The organism is Spiroplasma endosymbiont of Thecophora atra (assembly GCF_964019735.1).
GTDB lineage: Bacteria > Bacillota_I > Bacilli_A > Mycoplasmatales > VBWQ01 > Spiroplasma_E > Spiroplasma_E ixodetis_A.
Map to the genome: position 1 here is coordinate 91,039 of NZ_OZ026464.1, position 18,398 is coordinate 109,436.

17 protein-coding genes are annotated in these 18,398 nt (G+C 24.1%); 11 read left to right on the forward strand and 6 right to left on the reverse strand.

The annotated features are described in order from the left end of the window. Nucleotides 1-8: 8 nt before the first annotated feature. Genes AACL05_RS00490 through AACL05_RS00510 form a run of 5 tightly spaced genes read left to right on the forward strand, consistent with a single transcriptional unit; the run spans nt 9 to nt 7,171 of the window. Nucleotides 9-1,727 (forward strand): hypothetical protein, encoded by a 1,719-nt coding sequence (locus AACL05_RS00490; protein ID WP_338961709.1) that lies wholly within the window; start codon nt 9-11, stop codon nt 1,725-1,727. Between the two features lie 3 nt (nt 1,728-1,730). Further along, nucleotides 1,731-3,809, forward strand: a complete 2,079-nt coding sequence (locus AACL05_RS00495) for a hypothetical protein (RefSeq protein WP_338961710.1) — start codon at nt 1,731-1,733, stop codon at nt 3,807-3,809. A gap of 4 nt (nt 3,810-3,813) precedes the next feature. Beyond that, nucleotides 3,814-3,936: a hypothetical protein gene (locus AACL05_RS00500; RefSeq protein WP_255495924.1), complete on the forward strand. Its 123-nt coding sequence runs from the start codon at nt 3,814-3,816 to the stop codon at nt 3,934-3,936. An 18-nt stretch (nt 3,937-3,954) separates the two neighbouring features. Next, nucleotides 3,955-5,196: a hypothetical protein gene (locus AACL05_RS00505; RefSeq protein WP_338961711.1), complete on the forward strand. Its 1,242-nt coding sequence runs from the start codon at nt 3,955-3,957 to the stop codon at nt 5,194-5,196. Further along, the gene (locus tag AACL05_RS00510) at nt 5,147-7,171 is read left to right on the forward strand and encodes a hypothetical protein (protein WP_338961712.1); all 2,025 of its coding nucleotides are present in this window, start codon (nt 5,147-5,149) and stop codon (nt 7,169-7,171) included. The genes AACL05_RS00505 and AACL05_RS00510 overlap by 50 nt, the downstream gene beginning before the upstream one ends. Nucleotide 7,172: 1 nt before the next feature. Here the strand turns inward: AACL05_RS00510 and AACL05_RS00515 are convergent, their stop codons facing one another. Beyond that, entirely contained in the window at nt 7,173-7,508 is a 336-nt protein-coding gene (locus tag AACL05_RS00515) for a hypothetical protein (protein WP_338961713.1), read from the reverse strand. Between the two features lie 301 nt (nt 7,509-7,809). Here AACL05_RS00515 and AACL05_RS00520 point away from each other — a divergent pair, with 301 nt between their 5' ends. From AACL05_RS00520 to AACL05_RS00545, 6 genes are all read left to right on the forward strand, one after another. Next, the gene (locus AACL05_RS00520; RefSeq protein WP_338961714.1) at nt 7,810-8,928 is read left to right on the forward strand and encodes an Mbov_0401 family ICE element transposase-like protein; all 1,119 of its coding nucleotides are present in this window, start codon (nt 7,810-7,812) and stop codon (nt 8,926-8,928) included. A gap of 229 nt (nt 8,929-9,157) precedes the next feature. Continuing rightward, a complete protein-coding gene (locus AACL05_RS00525) occupies nt 9,158-9,865 on the forward strand; it encodes a rolling circle replication-associated protein (protein ID WP_338986060.1) in 708 nt (235 codons plus the stop codon). A gap of 309 nt (nt 9,866-10,174) precedes the next feature. Beyond that, complete coding sequence (locus AACL05_RS00530; protein ID WP_338986061.1) at nt 10,175-10,450, forward strand: hypothetical protein; 276 nt, start codon at nt 10,175-10,177, stop codon at nt 10,448-10,450. 426 nt (nt 10,451-10,876) lie between these two features. After that, nucleotides 10,877-11,104: a hypothetical protein gene (locus AACL05_RS00535; RefSeq protein WP_338986063.1), complete on the forward strand. Its 228-nt coding sequence runs from the start codon at nt 10,877-10,879 to the stop codon at nt 11,102-11,104. After that, entirely contained in the window at nt 11,086-12,741 is a 1,656-nt protein-coding gene (locus AACL05_RS00540; RefSeq protein WP_338986065.1) for a major capsid protein, read from the forward strand. The genes AACL05_RS00535 and AACL05_RS00540 overlap by 19 nt, the downstream gene beginning before the upstream one ends. Nucleotides 12,742-12,839: 98 nt before the next feature. Continuing rightward, nucleotides 12,840-13,244, forward strand: coding sequence for a hypothetical protein (locus AACL05_RS00545; RefSeq protein WP_338961717.1), 405 nt, complete (start codon nt 12,840-12,842; stop codon nt 13,242-13,244). A 165-nt stretch (nt 13,245-13,409) separates the two neighbouring features. Here AACL05_RS00545 and AACL05_RS00550 read toward each other — a convergent pair whose 3' ends face one another. From AACL05_RS00550 to AACL05_RS00570, 5 genes are all read right to left on the reverse strand, one after another. Continuing rightward, entirely contained in the window at nt 13,410-14,042 is a 633-nt protein-coding gene (locus AACL05_RS00550; RefSeq protein WP_338961719.1) for a hypothetical protein, read from the reverse strand. Between the two features lie 360 nt (nt 14,043-14,402). Further along, entirely contained in the window at nt 14,403-15,290 is an 888-nt protein-coding gene (locus AACL05_RS00555; protein WP_338986067.1) for a ParB/RepB/Spo0J family partition protein, read from the reverse strand. Further along, nucleotides 15,283-16,047, reverse strand: a complete 765-nt coding sequence (locus tag AACL05_RS00560) for a ParA family protein (RefSeq protein WP_174480209.1) — start codon at nt 16,045-16,047, stop codon at nt 15,283-15,285. The genes AACL05_RS00555 and AACL05_RS00560 overlap by 8 nt, the downstream gene beginning before the upstream one ends. Before the next feature lie 78 nt (nt 16,048-16,125). Beyond that, nucleotides 16,126-16,821 carry a 16S rRNA (guanine(527)-N(7))-methyltransferase RsmG gene (gene rsmG / locus AACL05_RS00565; protein ID WP_338961722.1) on the reverse strand — a complete coding sequence of 232 codons (696 nt, stop codon included), beginning with the start codon at nt 16,819-16,821 and terminating at the stop codon, nt 16,126-16,128. Nucleotides 16,822-17,389: 568 nt separating this feature from the next. Then, entirely contained in the window at nt 17,390-18,340 is a 951-nt protein-coding gene (locus AACL05_RS00570) for an IS30 family transposase (RefSeq protein WP_338960236.1), read from the reverse strand. Nucleotides 18,341-18,398: the final 58 nt, after the last annotated feature.

The following is an 18,398-nucleotide window of genomic DNA, read 5'->3' on the forward strand; positions in this document are numbered from 1 at the left end:
TTAATATTATGCCAATCGGTACAACTAGTACAGCAATACTTTTAAACATAAATAAACCAAAACATACTAGAACAAGTAACCAACAAGAAAACAAAAGTTTTTGATGAGAAATTTTAGAAATGATTGGTGTACAAGTTATAGCAGTAGCACTTGCTCCTTTTACTGGTGGATTAAGTGAAAGTTTTGCACTTGGATTAGGTGCAAGTGATTTAGTTGCTAGTATTAGTGCTGTTGGTGTAGAGTTTTTAACTGATTTTACTATTAATCAAGTTTATGATTATTTAAAAGGAAATGTAACAAAATTAAATACTTTCTTTAATATACTTCCTGCATTTGCTGGACTTAATAAAATTAGTCGTGGTTATCGTACAAGTAAATTTATTAAACTAGCACAAAAAACTAAAACATTAGAACAAGTGGGAATTAAAGAAGCAAAAAATTTACAAGAAATTATTAGTCAAGTAAGTGGAAAAGAAATTTTAACAGATAAAATTATTGGTAATAAACGTTATTTAATGAATTATAGTTTTACTCCTAATCGTGAAACAGTATTACGAGATTTAGGTTATGTTGCTGAAAGACAATATAAAAATAATTTTCAAAAATTAGAAGCACAAGAGTTAAAAGATTACTTATTATTACAAAATACATTAATAAAACTAAGTCCACAATTAACTCCTAAATTTAAAATTAAAGATATTGAAAAAGCAAATAACTTTTTAAAAAAATTTAATACTGATTTAAAAGAAGTATTAAAAATGAATCAACATGATTGATTAAATTTAGTTCATACAATACATACAGAAAATAGATATGGAAAAACTTTAATTTTAGATTTACAAAAAATTCGTGCTAATGCTATTAAATTTAATTTTAAAAATAATGTTATTCATCAACTTGTTTTAAAAGCAAATCAAACTTTTAAATATTTTGATATTAGATTTTATTTAAAAAAAGGTTTAAATAAATTTTGAAAAGATACACCATATTTTGAAAAAATACGAGAAAGTATATATAAATTACAAGAAAAATTTGAAAAGTTAGAAAAACAAGTATTTGAAAAAATTCAGAAATTAAAAGAAAAAGCAACTAATTTATTTACTAGTGCAGAAAAAAGAGCAATTAAACACGCACAATTAATTCCATTAAATTCACCAGTATTTATGGGTTGTAAAATTCAACCTTTGTCATTAAATAAATGTGCAATTACTATTTATCATCGCAATCCTAAATATAAATCAATTACAGTTGTTGATAGTATTCTTAAAGCAAAAACTTTTGTTACTCAAATACATCCATTCCATTGATATCGTTGATATAGTGGTTGATACATTGGTTATGGTGTTAATCATAATAAATGATTAAAAGCAATAGCATTTGCTCCACCAGTGGTACAACAAGTAATTAGAGATAGTTTTAAAGTATATAGAGAAATATTTAGAACTATTAGAACTTATCATAAAGTAGTAAATATTATTAATAATCCTATTGAAAATATTAACAAATCATTTAAAAATGTTGGTTTAAAATTTAGTGTTAATACTTTATTTGGTACTGGATTATTACATCATTTAGAAAAATTTGCATATAGTCAAGTTGTAACAAAAAGTAAGAAAAATTTAAAAAAAGGTAAAAATAAAATACAAAAAGAAATTGAACATATAACACATAAAAAAACAAAAAAACATACTCATCATTATAAACAAGCATTTTTTAAGGAATGATAAATTATGATTAATAAACTTTGAACTGATGTCAGTCTTGAAAATTATAATAACTGATATCCATTAACTGGAAAAATTACAGAAACGCCACAGCAATATATACAAACATGACCAAATGCTAATGATTGATTTAAAACATTTGCTATTCGTGCTCAAAATGATATTAATGCTTATCTTAATTTTATTTTATCTAAATTTCCTTTTGATAGTTTTAAAGATGAATTAATTAAAGAAACATTAAGAGATATGGTTTATGTAATGGTAGAACATTGAGTATTTAATCGTACACCAATTGAATTTAATGTTGATGCTACTATTCAATTTAATAATGGTAATCAATTTAGTGCAAGTAGTATTCCTACAATTAATGTTTGAGATTTAGCACCTAGTAGAATGAAAATATGGGCAAGACTAACAGAATTAAAACAAATATTTTCAAGTTATAATGATGATGAAATAGATGTTGAAAAAATTGACTTAAAAGCATTTTATACTAGAAATCAAGTTGATGAATTAATTGAACAACAAAAAGAATTTACATTATTAAAACAAATTAAATTATATGATGATTTAGTTGATGATAATGAAAATGAAATATATAGAGGTCCTGTTAGTAAATTTATTAATAAAGGTTATGTTGCAACTGATTATGATAAAGAAACTGAAACAATGATTTTAGATTGACCTGATGAAATTGGTACATTACCCCCCGAAGCATTACAAAATAATCCACAAATTGGTGATTATACACATGCACCAACTTGTGATTTTTCTGCTAAACAACAAAAACGAATTACTACTAATGAAAATGAAATTACCAAATTAAATACTGAATTAATTAAAGCAAATGAAAATATTAATGATGTTAAAAATAATTGATTTAATATTGAAACTAGTCCTTTATGAAAAAAAGTTGAAAATAATAATATAGAAATATTTAAATGATATTTTATTAAAATCAGTTATCAATATTTAACAGAAAATAACTTTATGAAATTTTATAAAGTAATTAAAATTTATTTAAATAATGTTTTTAATGAATTTGAATTGCTAAATGTTGATTCCATGACGTATAGTGAACAAATCCAAAATAAAAGAATTTTAAATACCGGAACGATTTACTATGACAATAGAAATAAAAAATTTAGGGGTGGTGGTAATTCCTATCCTGAACGTGGAAAAATTAATTTAATTGGTGATATAGAAGAAATATATCAATATCAAGGAATAGATACACCAACTGAATTTATAACAGAAGAAAGTACTGAACATGATTATTACACAAAACTAGAAACTAATAATTTATTAGATAAAAAGCAAAATATCAATGATGATGCTTTACAAACAGTTTCTAAACAAATCGTTCCTGCAATTAATGAAATCAATAATAAAATTCCTAATTTATCTGATTATTATAAAAAAGAAGAAGTAGATAAAAAATTAGAAGATGTAAAATCACAATTTCCTATTGCATTTCAAATAAATACTATTAGTGCAGAAATTCCTAATTTAGAAACTACTGATAAAACTATTGTCGGTGCTATTAATGAATTAAAAGAAAAAATAAAAGATAAAAAATTTTCAAATGATTATTTTAAATATAATACTGAAACAAATGAAATTGCATTAAATGATGAAGAAAATTCATTACTTTGTAAAGATTTATTAGAAAATAATGAATATAAATTATTAAAAACTCAAAATAAAAAATTATTACAAGCCATTAATGAAATATTAGAAAAACAACCACAACCCAGTCCAAGTGGTTCAAATTGAAAAGAAGTAGGTAAAGTCGTAGTAGATAAAAATAATATTACACATATAGAATATATATTTAAAGATAAAACACATTATAGAATATATTATAGTTTTGGTGATTATACTAGTAAAGAAAATAATAAAAATTATAGTTGACAAATAATTAATTTTTATTATCAATTAGATACAAATGTTTTAAAAAGTAGTTTATGAATATCAAATAATAATGTTAATGCGGATACTGAAATTAATATTTATAATAATAGAATAATGTGGGGTATGGGTAGAGATTATATTTTTAAAAAATTAGAAGAATTACAGGAATAATATTATGTTTTTTAAAATTATAAAAATTATTTTAGGTTTAATTGGAGTAATTCTATCATCTGCAACTGCTGGCTTAATTATATTTATTATTGTCAAAATTATATTAAAAATTAATCAAATATTTTAAAGAAAGGTGGTAAATATTATGTTAGGTAGATTTTTTAGAAGAGATAAAATAAATACTAGTGATAATCAAAATGAAAAAGTAAAATTTTTAACTAATAAACACAAAAGTACGCATGCTTCAATTTTAAATTATTTTGGTTTTAATGATTTTAATCATGAGACATATTTTACTGATTTTGTGGCAGAAAATAATGCTAATTTATATAATGCTCCATTAGAAATAAATAATGAAACTATTAAACAATACTTAATTCAACAAGAATTTTACAGAAAAAATTGAAATTCTATTTTTAAATTAAGTAAATTAGGAATTAGTGGTTATTTAATTTATATTGCTAATGATGACTTATATTTTCAAGTAGTAGATATTCAACAAAGAGTTTATGATATTACTGGTAAATTAATTCAATGTACTATTTTTTATGATAACTATGAACAAAATGTACAAACAGTAAGACTATTTGAAGTTTATACATTAAACAATGAAGAAGTAACAATTAATCGTGCAATTTATAGTATTAGTGATAATAAAAAACAATTTCCATTAGATTTTAAATTATATATTAATAATCCTAATTTAGCACAAGAACAAACACTAAATATTAACTATATACCAATAGCAATTATGAGAAATAAAGCAAATGAGCTAGCAGATTGTAATAAAGTAATGGATAAAATTAAAGCATTAGATGTTATTTATGAACAAATTGTTTTAGATACCATTTTAAATTCACCTAAATTTATATTTAGTCAAACTTATGGCAATGTTCAATCTTTAATAGAAGACGCAGTAAGAACTTTGGTTACTAAAAATTACATATTTAAAAGTGGTGGAGATAATAATGAACAAAATGAAAATATTAATATGACAAATAGTAATTTTAAAGGTAAAAATTTAACTGATATATACGATTGAAATGTTAATGAAATATTTAAACGTTGTGGTATTCATATACCAAGTCAAAAGAAATCAGCACAACAATCAGTTCCAGAAAGTACAGCTGTAAATATTTCAACTATTAATTATATTGAACAAAAGTTATGACAATTTAATATTGATATTCTTAAATTTATTCAAATATTAGTACGTTTAGATAAAGACTTATTAAGTAGTAAAACATTTAATATTAATGATGAACAAGAAATTAATAATTTAACTGTTAAATTAAAATTATTTAACCCCAAAAATAACCAATTAATAGGAGAGAACAATGGAAAACAACAACAAACCACAAACGAAATTTCCACAGAAACAAACTAAACTTAATCAAGCAGAATTAGAAAATGATTATTTAATTGATAATATTCCTTATGACTTTACTAATATGATGAGAGCTACTAGTGACCCTGATATTAATAGAGCATATGATGAATTTAAAAAAAGAACAATTTATATTTATGAAATTGAACGTTTATTTAAAAATAATGAAAATAATAGTTTAAGATTTTCAGCAAATACTATTAAAATTGGTTTTATTGATATTGAGAAAGTATTAAAAACTACTGCTGTTGAAACATCAGACTTTACTATGCAATTAAATCAAAGAGCAAGTACTAATATTAATGATAATACAATTGAATATAGTATGACTGATATTAAAAATTTAATTTTTCAAGAAATAAATTTATTAAATCAATTTAAGTTATATGCTGTATCTATTAATGAACCCTTAACTGAAAATAATATTGATAATTTATATATTATTAATAATTATTCACAACCTTATCAAAATCCAAAAACAAGAAGTACTAAAAGTATAACTATTATTAAAATTAAAGATTTTAAAACAAGAGATGGTTATCCAATCATAATTAAATTACAAAAACCATTAGATAAAGATACAAAAGTTACTGGTTTAAAAATTAAAGCCCCTAGAAGCATGATTTTTGGCAATATAAAGGTACTTGGTGAAGTTGACAATATGGAAGTATACCCAAAGTTATTTATTAAAGATAAGATAGCATTTCCGTTGTTATCAATGCCTATTGAAACTCAACCAAAAGTTAGAATATTACAACAATGATTTAGTGAACAAATTTTACCTTGAAATTTAGCAAAACAATTTATTGGGCAAGAAAAATCAGTTTTAGATTTAATTGCTATTAGTGGGGGTAAAGAAACAAGAAAAGAAGTAATTAATAATGCAAGAGTAACTGATACTTGATTAGGTTGAGAAATGGGTGGTATTTGAAATGGTAATTGACCATTAAAACATGAAATACATTTAGAAGATAAAAAAGTTTTATCTTTTAATAATGAGGGATGATATGTTTATCTTGCAACCAATAATAGATTTAAAAGTATAGAAATTGAAATAAAAGATGCACCAACAATTGATAGTTTACAAAAATTATTATTAGATATGTTAAGTTATACATATAACTATAATAGAAATTTCGAAGGTGCAGATTATGATGATAAAGGTAAACCAAAAAATAAAATAGCAGAATTAAGAAAAAAATTTGAAGGTCAAAAACCCGATGAAGTAATTACCAACTTATTTAGGCAATGAGAGTTAGATTATCCAAATTATGTTAATTTATCACAAGTTAAAATATTTAAACAAATATTTACTATGTTATCAAAATATATTTATTCATCATTATCAATAAATAAAGGATTAAATGATGATAATAAAATTTTATTGCCATATTATTTTGAATTACAATCAAGTCCAATACAACCTAGTGAAAATGATATTTGACAGTATAAGGATATAAAAGTAATATTAAAATCTGTATATTTTGATTTTACTGATGTTAATAACATTAAACTAAAAAATAATGATATTAGTCAAAATGAATTATTTAAATTAGATGATAATCAATTTAATTGATTATCAATAACAAATGAATTAGAAAGTAATAATATACCTTCATTAATTCCTGCTGATTGAACATTAGCTAATGGTGAATATGGAAAATATTTTACAAAATTAATTATTCATAATAATAAAATTGAAAATGCTTTAAATTTATATGGTTCAAATAAATCAAAATTATTTTCTAAATTAGAATTTTATAAAGAAATTTCTAAAATTGAAAATGTTAATGAATTTGAATTACTAATTGAAAATCCAATTAATAATTTAAATCGGATTGAAATAAGTGGTATTTTTGGTGCTGGTAACTATGATTTAATTTTAATTACCGATAAACAAGAAATAAACCTACAAAATATTAATTTATTTGATAAATATAATGAAAATATTTCTTATATTAACTTAGAAATATAAATTATTTATTAAAATATCCATTAGGATATTTACCATTTCATATTATATCTGTAGTGTAATATCAATTTTGAAAAGATATATCAAATTTTCTTCTTAATGGTTCATCTGCAAAATATAACTCAAATTTATAATCTTTTTTTAAAGTATCATTAGGATTAGTTGTTCAAATAGTTTGAACAACTCATTCAACTTGTTTATGTGGAGTTAAAAAATATTTAACTCCACTAACATTATGGGTAAGCACCCCCATGATTAATCCTATTGTTCCAGTTGTTGTACCAGTTAATGCTAATGCTAATGTTATTTTACTTAAATTTGTTTTTATTCATGTTTTCATATTAAATTCTCCTTTTTTTCCTTGATTTTACTTATAAATTGTACTATTTTTGATTATTTTTACAAGTATGCTTTTAAATGCAAAATAAACGCCTAAATTAAAGGTTTTTATTTTGTAATACCTATACTATTAATTATATGTAACTTGTTTATTATATTTTAAATATGAAAGTGGTTTTTTAAATAATTTTTTATTTTAGTTAAAATTACACTTATATATTTATATAATATATGCAGTAAATTATTTTTTTAAATTATTTACAATAAATTTAGAATTTTTTAAAATAGTTAGGAAAAAAAATATGAGTTTTAATTATTTATGAACTTTAAAAGAAGCAACAAAAAGAATGTATCAATCATTTAGAGATGATATAAAAAATCAATGAGAAAAAACAGATTGAAGAATATTAAAAGAAAGAGATAGAAAATATATTCCAGTTAAAATTAAAGAAAGAACTAGAAATACTATCAATGGTCTTGTTACTTATAAATGTCGTGATTATAAATATTATGATGAACAATTAAAAAAATGAGTAAGAGTTTGTTTATTAGATGAAGAATTAGAATTACCTAAATATAAAAGAACTTGTCAGGATATCAAAAATAATGTTATTGAACATTTTGCTGATGGAAAAAGATATGTTGATATTTTACATACTATGAAGCAAACAAAATTTAGTACAACAAGTATTAGTAGATTATTTCAAGAATATCAAGTTAATAAATTAAATGTTCCAAAAATAAAATTAGAACCAAATCAATTTATTTATATTAGTATTGATGATGGACATCGAAAATTTTGAAAATTTAAACGCAATTCTGGTAAATATTCAATGCGTTTAGTATTATTTTGTACAGATAATGTTAATCATAAATTAGTTAATAAAAGAGCAGATGTAATAATAAGACCAACAAAAACAGCAATTGGTGTTAAAAAAACTGCTGAATTTATCAAAGAACAAGGAAATAGATTTTTCGAAAATTTTGACCAAACAAAAATTATTATTTGTGGTGATAGTGCAGGATGAATTAAAGATGTAGCAGATTATTTAGGTGCGCAATTTGTTTTAGATAAATTTCATTTAGTTAAAAAATTATATGTTGGAATAATCGCTGGAAATAAAGGAAAATATTGAAACGAATATAATACTTGTAGAAATTTTATTGAAAATGGTCAATATGCTGAGTTAATAAAATATATGAATGAAATATTAAAAAACCATAAAAAATTAAAAAAACAATATTTTAAAAATAATAAACAAGGTATTGAAAATCAAGGTGCAAAGTGAAATATAGGTTGTTTTACAGAAGGTAATATTTGACATATTTTAAAAGAAATGCTTGGTAATAGAACTTATAACATAAATATTTATATTAAAATGGTTATTTTTAAATGTAATCAAATAAATTTAAAAACATAACTTAATTAATTTTTTTTATTAAAATTTTAAAAACTTATTAAATTAAAAGTTAATAAGAATTTTTGTTGTGTATAAATATTAATTTTTTTATTGATTTTTTCAATATTTGTATTTTAATTGAAATTAATTTAATTTAGTAGTAAGATATATTTACAATTGCATATAATTATAGTTATTTCTTGTCTATAATTTGAAAGAAATGTTTAAAAAGTAATTATATCCTCCGTTTTTGTTATCGTCCCTATTAGAATACATACCAAAAAACATAAAAGGAAAAAATACACTAAAATCAGAAGACTTAAAAAGATTTATAAAATCTTTTAGAAAACATTTTGAAAGACAAAATCACATAGGAATAAAATACATAGCCTCAAGCGAATACGGAACAAAAACAAAAAGACCACATTATCACATATGTTTCTTCAATTTACCATTAACAGATACAGAATTTCTAAAAAAGAAAAAAGGAAACAACTACTACATATCAAAAACTGTTGACAAAATATGAAATAAAGGAATGCATGTAATAGGAAAAACAACTTATGAAAGCGTAGGTTATACAGCAAGATATACATTAAAAAAATTAGACAAAATTGACTATAAAAAAAATGACATTGAACCTGAAAAACTAACAATGTCAAAAGGTATCGGTTTAAAATTTTTTGAAGAAAACTGAGAAACAATTTATAAATATGATTACATACCTACAGAAGACAGAAACTTCAAACCTCCCAAATATTATGACAGAAAACTAAAAGAAATCAATCCAGAACTATTAGAAGAAATAAAAAAACATAGAAGAGAAATTTTTGAACAAAACATAAAAAATGAAATAAATTCTCAACAAACACTACTAACAGAAATCATGGGAAATAAACAAAGACGTCTTCACAAAAACTTAAAAAAAATTTCTCAGCCATTAAGAAACGAAAAGTAAAATCACACAAATATATAAAATTCTGCTAAGATTAAAAAACAGAAATTAAAATATCGCAATATGGATGAAGCCTCGAAAACTCGAACCATATTGCTTTAATCATTATATACAAAGAAAATGATTAATCAAAGTCAAGTGTTTCAAACACTTGATTTTTTTATTTTCTACCATATTGAAAGTAGGTGAAACAATGAGACGCAAACACATCAAAATGACTAGAAAACACAGAAGATACTTCAAAAACTCTGCAAGAAAAACAAGAATAGCAAACACAATGCCAACAATAAAACGCGGAGGTTACAGAGCATAATGCAAGACTATCAAAAAATAAATATAAACATAGAATGATTTAATAATAATAAACACAAACTAATAACAATAAAATGTCCAACAATACAACTATTAACAAAAACAACAGACATAATCTGTTACCTATTAGCATTAAACATATATCCAAAATTCCAACCAAACAAAACAATACAAAGTTACATATTAGAAAATGGACAAACTGGATACCTAACAATTTGTGGTAACAACTATGAAACAATCGGACATACAAATTTTAAATTCACAAAAGGAGAATAAAATGAAAAAAGAAGAATATTGAAGAAACCCATTTAATTTTGAAATATTTATAAAAAAAGAAAACAAGGAGAACACAAAATGCAATGAAAAGAAATACTACAAATCATAATCACTATCGCAAGCACAATATTACACAAATATTTCACAAAATCAAATGATGAAAAAAAACATTAAAAAACTAAACAAAATAAATAAAAAACAATCAAAACTAGAAAATAAATTAAACAAAATTAAGGAGTTAAAATAATGAAATTTCACACTCAATATAATAACAAAAGAACACCAACAAAAGCAGGTGAAGAAGAAATTACAGAATATCAAAGAATATAAAACGAACATACAAAAGAATGAAAACTTAAACCAATAGGTAAAAGAAACATATATAACGAAATACAAGAAGCAGGTATAGGAACAAGTTTAAAAGAAATGATAACAAAATACCAAAATGACGAAATAGACCAACTAGGAAACAATCAAAACAATTACATAGATACAACAACAATACCTGAAAACAAAATAGACTTTGAAGAACACATAAGAAATCTTGAAAAACAAATCAATGAAACAAAAAATAAAAGAACAAGAAAACAAAACAAAACAAATATATGAAAAAGCAAGAAAGGAAGAATTAGAAAATGAAAAAAAATAAACTAATATACAGTTTCGAAAACACAATAAGTTCTCACCCCAAACACTCAAAATTTTTTAGAAATCAAGAACACAAAACAACAATGAATGCAAGTGATTTAATACCAATATTTGTAGATGAAGTATTACCTGGTGACACATTCAAACTTACAACAAAAGTAATCATCAGACAAACAACTTTAATAAAACCAGTAATGGATAACTCATACATTGACATTTCATATTACTTCGTTCCAAACCGTCTAATCTGAGATGATTGAAAAAAATTCATGGGTGAAAATACTGACGGAGCATGAGCAGTACAAACAAAACCAACAATACCTCAAATAACAGCACCAAACGAAGGATGAGAAATTGGAACAATAGCAGACTATATGGGAATACCAACAGGAATACTAAACCTATCAGTATCAGCATTACCAATCAGAGCATATACACTAATATTTAATGAATGATATAGAGACCAAAATTTACAACAAGAAGTACACCTAGACAAAGGAAGTGCAACAAAACAAGGAACAAACAGAAATAACTACATAAATGATTTAGAATGCGGTGGAATACCAGCAAAAGCCGGTAAATACCATGATTACTTTACAAGCGCATTACCAAGTCCACAAAAAGGACAACCCATATCAATACCAATAGGAGAACTAGCACCAGTTAAAACAGGAACAAACAGAAATGAAATACCAGAAGAACCACTATATATGAGAGGAAAAAAAGGAAGTGCATTAGGAACTGGAACAACATCACTAAATATAAACAGCACACAAAATATAGGAATAGTAGAACAAGGAAACAACATATCACCACCAGCAGGAGCAGCGCAAATGGCACCTACAAATCTATACGCAGATTTAAGACAAGCTTCATCAATTACAATTAATGAACTAAGAGAAGCCATAACAATGCAACAATTATTAGAACTAGACGCACGTGGCGGAACAAGATACGTTGAAATGCTTAAATCACACTTTGGAGTAAATAGCGGAGACGCAAGACAACAAAGACCTGAATATCTAGGCGGAATACATCAACCTTTAACAGTACAACAAGTACCACAAACAAATTCAACAGACGCAACAACACCACAAGCCAATCTAGCAGCATATGGACATAGCGGATTAGAAAACCGTTCATTCAAAAAATCATTCACAGAACATGGTCATATCATTGGAATAGCCACAATAAGATATAATCATACATATCAACAAGGTTTAGAAAAAATGTGAAATAGAAAGGACAGAGAAGACTTTTATGACCCAATTTTCGCAAACATTGGAGAACAACCAATATTAAATAAAGAAATCTTTGCCCAAGGAACAGACAAAGATAACGAAACTTTTGGATATCAAGAACCATGAGCAGAATATAGATATAAACCAAACAGAGTTAGTGGAAAATTCAGAAGCAAAGCGAAAGACCCACTAGACATCTGACACTATGGAGATTTCTATAAAAAATTACCTAAATTAAGTGCAGAATGAATTCAAGAAGACCAAAGTAATATAGACAGAACATTAGCAATCAAATCAACAGGAGAAAATGCTGAACCACAATATCAATGCGACTTTTTCTTTAAAAACGAAATTGAAAGACCAATGCCTACATACAGTATACCTGGTTTAAACAAAATCTAAAGGAAAAAAACAATGTCAAAAGGATTAATAATAATAACAGTAATAACAATAATAATTCTACTAATAATAATCATAATAAAACTCGGAGGTAAAAAATAATGGATTGATTAAACGATATATTAGGAACGGGTAACAGTTCAGCGCGAGTACAAAATCAAATGAACAGAGACTTTGAAGAACGTATGTCTAATACGGCCATGCGTCGCTGTATGGCCGACATGAAAGCCGCCGGAATAAATCCTATACTCGCCGCAGGCGACGGCGCGAGTACGCCTGCGGGCAACGCTGGCGCTGGAGGCCAAGGAGCCGGCGCATTCATTCACCAAGCAGGAAATACAATAGGACGCACAGCAAAAATACTAGGAAAATACTTCTCACATCCATACGGAAACGCAGCTCGCAAAATAGAACAAAACTATGGAAAAAAAAGCGTTAAAAAGTATCATAGCAAACGCAGCAAAAGCGCTAGCTTAAAAAACAAAAAAAATACCAAAAAAAAATAACCTTGAAATTCAAGGTTAAAAAACAAATCTTGTCGTCGATGGGGCATATTATATTTATTTAAAAAAATACAATTAAAAACTATTTCAATATCTTTAATATTTAATTTAATTACTAATTTTAGTATAATTAATTTTTTTAATTTATTTATATTAATACTATTACAATTAAATAACAGTAAATGATCTCACTAATTCAGAAGTAGATAAACTATCATCTAAGCATATACCACTATCGATAATATCTTGTTTAGAAAATGCTTTTTGACTATTAGAAATAGATACAGTTTCTTCTTTATTTAAACTGCTATTTTCTGCAATCATTATTTTACTTTCATTTTCAATATCTTCTTCATCAGTATCTTCTCAGTTAGCAACAGAAAAATAACGTGGAGGAAGTTCATCTAATATTTCATGTATCCTATTTAAATCTTCTGCCTTTTTAAGTAACTTAGCAATTTCAATAACTTTAGTAGTTTCATCATTTATATTCATTTTTTCATTAAACAAATCAGTTAAATCCAATACATTGTCTTCAGAAATTTGTTCTTTTTCTAATCAATTATTAATTTTTTGATTAAATAATTTAGTTAAAATTACTGCATCTTCCTCAGAAATATTAAACTTTTTTAATCAATCATTATTTTTTTCATTAAATAACTTGGTTAAAATTGCTACATCTTCTTCAAAAATTTTTCTTTCTTTAAACAAATAATTAATCATTTTTACTCAATTAATTTCATCTTTATATTTTCTAAAAATAATACGTTTAAATAACGTATTCTTATCTTTTTCTGGCATATTTAATTTTCCTTTCAATGTTTTTTAAATAACATTATAACATCAAATATAATGATAAAAACTTTTACAATAGTATATAATTATAAATAAGTAAGGCTTAAAAATAAATATAACTTTTAGGAGGAAAATATGGAAAAGAAATTTTTAACTTATCCTCATGATATATCAAAAAAAATTATTAATCATACTAGGTATAAGTAAAATTGCAATTGGTTTGTCTATCTTATTTGTTTTTATTACAAACTTAATTATCTATACTAATTCAGGATTAATATTTCCTTTTAGAGAAATAACATAAAATAAATTTACAAAATAAAAAATGAGTATAAATGCTTTAAAACATTTATACTCATTTTAAATTTATATTAATTTTAAAAATTCTAAAATTCGATTTAATTCTTTGTGATTACTATAATTGATGATTAGTTGTTTTTTATTGATTTTTACTTTAGTATCTAAAGTTCTTGATAAAGTATTTTCTAATGCTACTAAATGAAGATCTGACTTTTTCTTATCATTTTGTTTTTGATTTAAACTTAATTGTTGCATATTAATAACATCTTCAACCTTACGAACACTTCATTGTTCACTATATGCCCTTTTAGCAATAGTTACCATTAAATTAAGATTAGTACCTAAACTTAATAATGGTTTAACATGACCCATTGTTAATTCATTGCGTTGAAGCATTTGTAAAATCTCTACTGGCAATTGCAAAATTCGTAAAGTATTAGCAATGTGACTACGTGATTTATTAACTTTTTGTGAGAGTTGTTCTTGAGTTCATTTCATTTTACTAATTAAAGTTTGATATGCCTGTGCTTCTTCAAAAGCATTCAAATCAACACGTTGAATATTTTCAATCAAAGCAAATTCCATTAATTGTTGATCTGTTACTTCAATAGTTACTGCAGAGATCTCTGTTAAACCTGCTAATTTTGCAGCTTTAGTTCTACGTTCACCAGCAACTAATTGAAAAACACCATCTGTTATCGTTTTTTTAACAATAATTGGTTGAATTAAACCATGAATTTTAATTGAATCACTTAGTTCTTTAATTTCTTGTTCATTAAATACTACACGTGGTTGATATGGATTAGGAATAATTTTAGCAAGAGAAATAGTTTGTGAAAAAGTTTTAGCAATTTCTGGTGAACTTTCAATGTTAGTTATCAAATCATTTAAACCTTCACCAAAAATTGATGCTAAACCTTTAGCAGAAATACGATTTTTTTTATCATTAGACATTATTTAACACCTCGTTCACTAAACTTTGATAAGCAATAGCACCACTGCAACGTGGCCGATAACTAAAAATATTTTTACCATGACTTGGTGCTTCACTTAGGGTTACATTTCTTGGAATATAATTTTTATAAACTTTTTCTCTAAAATTTTTTTGAATTTCTTTGATAACTTCAACAGAAGAAGTTGTTCTAATATTAACCATAGTTAATAAAATGCCTTCAATTTCTAAATTGGGATTAAATAATTGTTGTACTAAACGAATAGTAGATAATAATTGTACCAAACCACCTAATGCATAAAACTCAGCTTGTAACGGAATAATAACTGAATTAGCTGAAGCTAAAGCATTACGATTAACTAATCCTAAACTAGGCGGACAGTCAATAATAATAAAATCATATACTTCCTTTACGGGTTCTAATTTTTCTAATAAAATATTTCTTTTATTACGAGATTGCTCTAATAAAAATATTTCGGCTCCCGCCAAAGAAATGGTTGATGGTAATAAATCTACTCCTTGACAAACTTCAGTTTTAATGACTTTTTCCAATGGAACATCATGTACTAAAACATCATATATATCTTGTTCAACTTTATCAGCAGCAAAACCCATTGAAATAGTAGCACTACCTTGTGGATCCAAATCAATAAGTAACACTTTTTTATTTTTTATACCTAAACCTGCAGCAAGATTAGTAGCAGTAGTTGTTTTTCCAACTCCACCTTTTTGATTAGCAATTGCAATAATTTTGCCCATAATAATTACCTTTCTAAATTAATAGACTAATATTTTATCCTACTAATTAAGTTTAACACTAATTTTAATTAATATTATTTACAAAGGTTTACTTTTAATTTGTTGATAAGGTCTTGGATATTTTAAAGCACATAATTTATATTTTTGAAAATGAAGGATTGTTCTTTGACCATAGTTGTTTGGCAATTGAATAGTAAATTGATTAATTAACTTTGCACCCATTGTGTTAATACTATTTTGTGCCAACGCAAGTTCTTCTTCAACTTTAAGACCCTTATAAGCAATAAATAATCCTTCAACTTTTACTAATCCTAAACATAATTCACTTAAAATATTTAGCGGTGCTAATGCTCTTGCTGTTACAATATCAAATGTTTCACGATATTGATGAGCAAATGCTTCTGCTCTTTGATTAATTATATAAACGTTTTCTAAGTTTAATTCAGTAATTACTGTTTTTAGAAATTGACATTTCTTTGTATTTGATTCAATAATGGTTAATTGTAATTTGGGAAAACAAATTTTTAAAATTATTCCTGGTATACCAGCACCACTACCAACATCACAAATATTTTGATCATCCAAAGTGATGTTATTACTAATTAAAAGAGCATCATAGAAATGTTTATAATAAACTTCTACTTCTTCAATAATTGTTGTTAAGTTATATTTTTTATTTTCAGCAATTAAAATTTTATAATACCGACTTAATTGTTGTTCCATTATTGGTGTTAAAGTTAAATTAGTTAAACCTATAGTTCAATCTTTATTCATTGCTTACTCCTAAATCAATCTTTTAATAAAATACTTTATTTATAGTCTACTTTAAATATAATGCTTTAAATAATTAAATATAATTTAATTATAATATTTTTTTAGTATATACTTGAAATTTTATCACATAACTACTATCCTTCAAAATTTAATGTTATTTTTAATTAATTATTAATTAAATAATTTAAAATGCTTAAAATATCATTTTCGTTATATTTTCTTTAAACTCAAATATAATTAACACATATAATAAGAATTATTAAACAAATTATAAAAGTTTTTTAACTCATTGCTTAATTTAAAGTAAATAAGTTTTTATGTTTTAATTGATACCATTGAAAGGAAAAATAAAAAAATGAAAATTTTACTTAATTTTTCAAAGGAACTAACAAAATCTATTAATAATAGTTAATTAAACACTATTATAGAAATTAATAATTGAACAAATCCTATCCAAGAACATAAAAACAAATTTGAAGAAATATATCAAAATTTTCTAAAATCACAAGAATTATCAAAGGTTTTATTTAATAAATCAATAAATGCTAAATTGTAAAGGTAAGTGCAACTAAATTATTTTTCTATCCAAATATTCGATTGGTGAAAGATAATTTAGTATTTTTCTTGGTCTTTGGTTTAAAGACAATATAAATTTATGAACTTCATTTTTATTAGTTTTTGAAAAAATAAATTTTTTAGGAAATTTTTCTCTAATTAAACCATTAGTATTTTCATTAGTACCTCTTTGTCAAGGTGAATATGGATTGGCAAAATAAATTTTTATATCTAAATTTTTTTCAAGTTGTTGTCAATTTGAAAATTCTTTGCCACGATCAAAAGTAATAGTTTTAACAATGTTTTTAGGAAGAATTGATAAATAATAACTAACATTTTTATTAATAACTTTAGTAGTTCTGTTTTTAACTAATATTGCTAAAGTAAATCGTGATACTCTTTCAACTAAAGTTATTAAACATGATTTGCTTTTACCTCGTGATGATACTATAGTATCTCCTTCTCAATGACCAAGTGTTATACGATCATTAACATTTATATCTCGTTCTTTAATTGATTTACCATTAAACTTGCCACGATTTTCTTTAGATTTTCGTTTTTTACCTTTTCTTCTTAAATTTTTACTAGTAACTTTATCAAGCATTCCAAAATAAATTCAAGTATAAATTGTTTTAAAACTAATAACTCACTCTTTATGAAAATTTTTAATTCTGCCATAAATTTGTTCAGGTGATCAACCTAATAGTAATTTTTGTTGTACATATTTTACTAAATTCTTATTTTTAAACTTATGAAAACTAATATGTGATTGTTTTCGATTTTCAGCTTTATTTTGTGCAATTAATGAAAAATAATGATTATTATCTTTATTTCTATTAATTTCTCGAATAATAGTACTAATACTTCGATTAAGATTTTTAGCTATTTCACTAATTTTAAATTTAAATTTCAATTGATTCTCAATATAAATCCTTTCATCTATGCCAAGATGTTTATAACTCATATAAAAACTCCTTACTTTTTTCTAAACTAAATTTAGCATTATGAAATTTTTATATGAG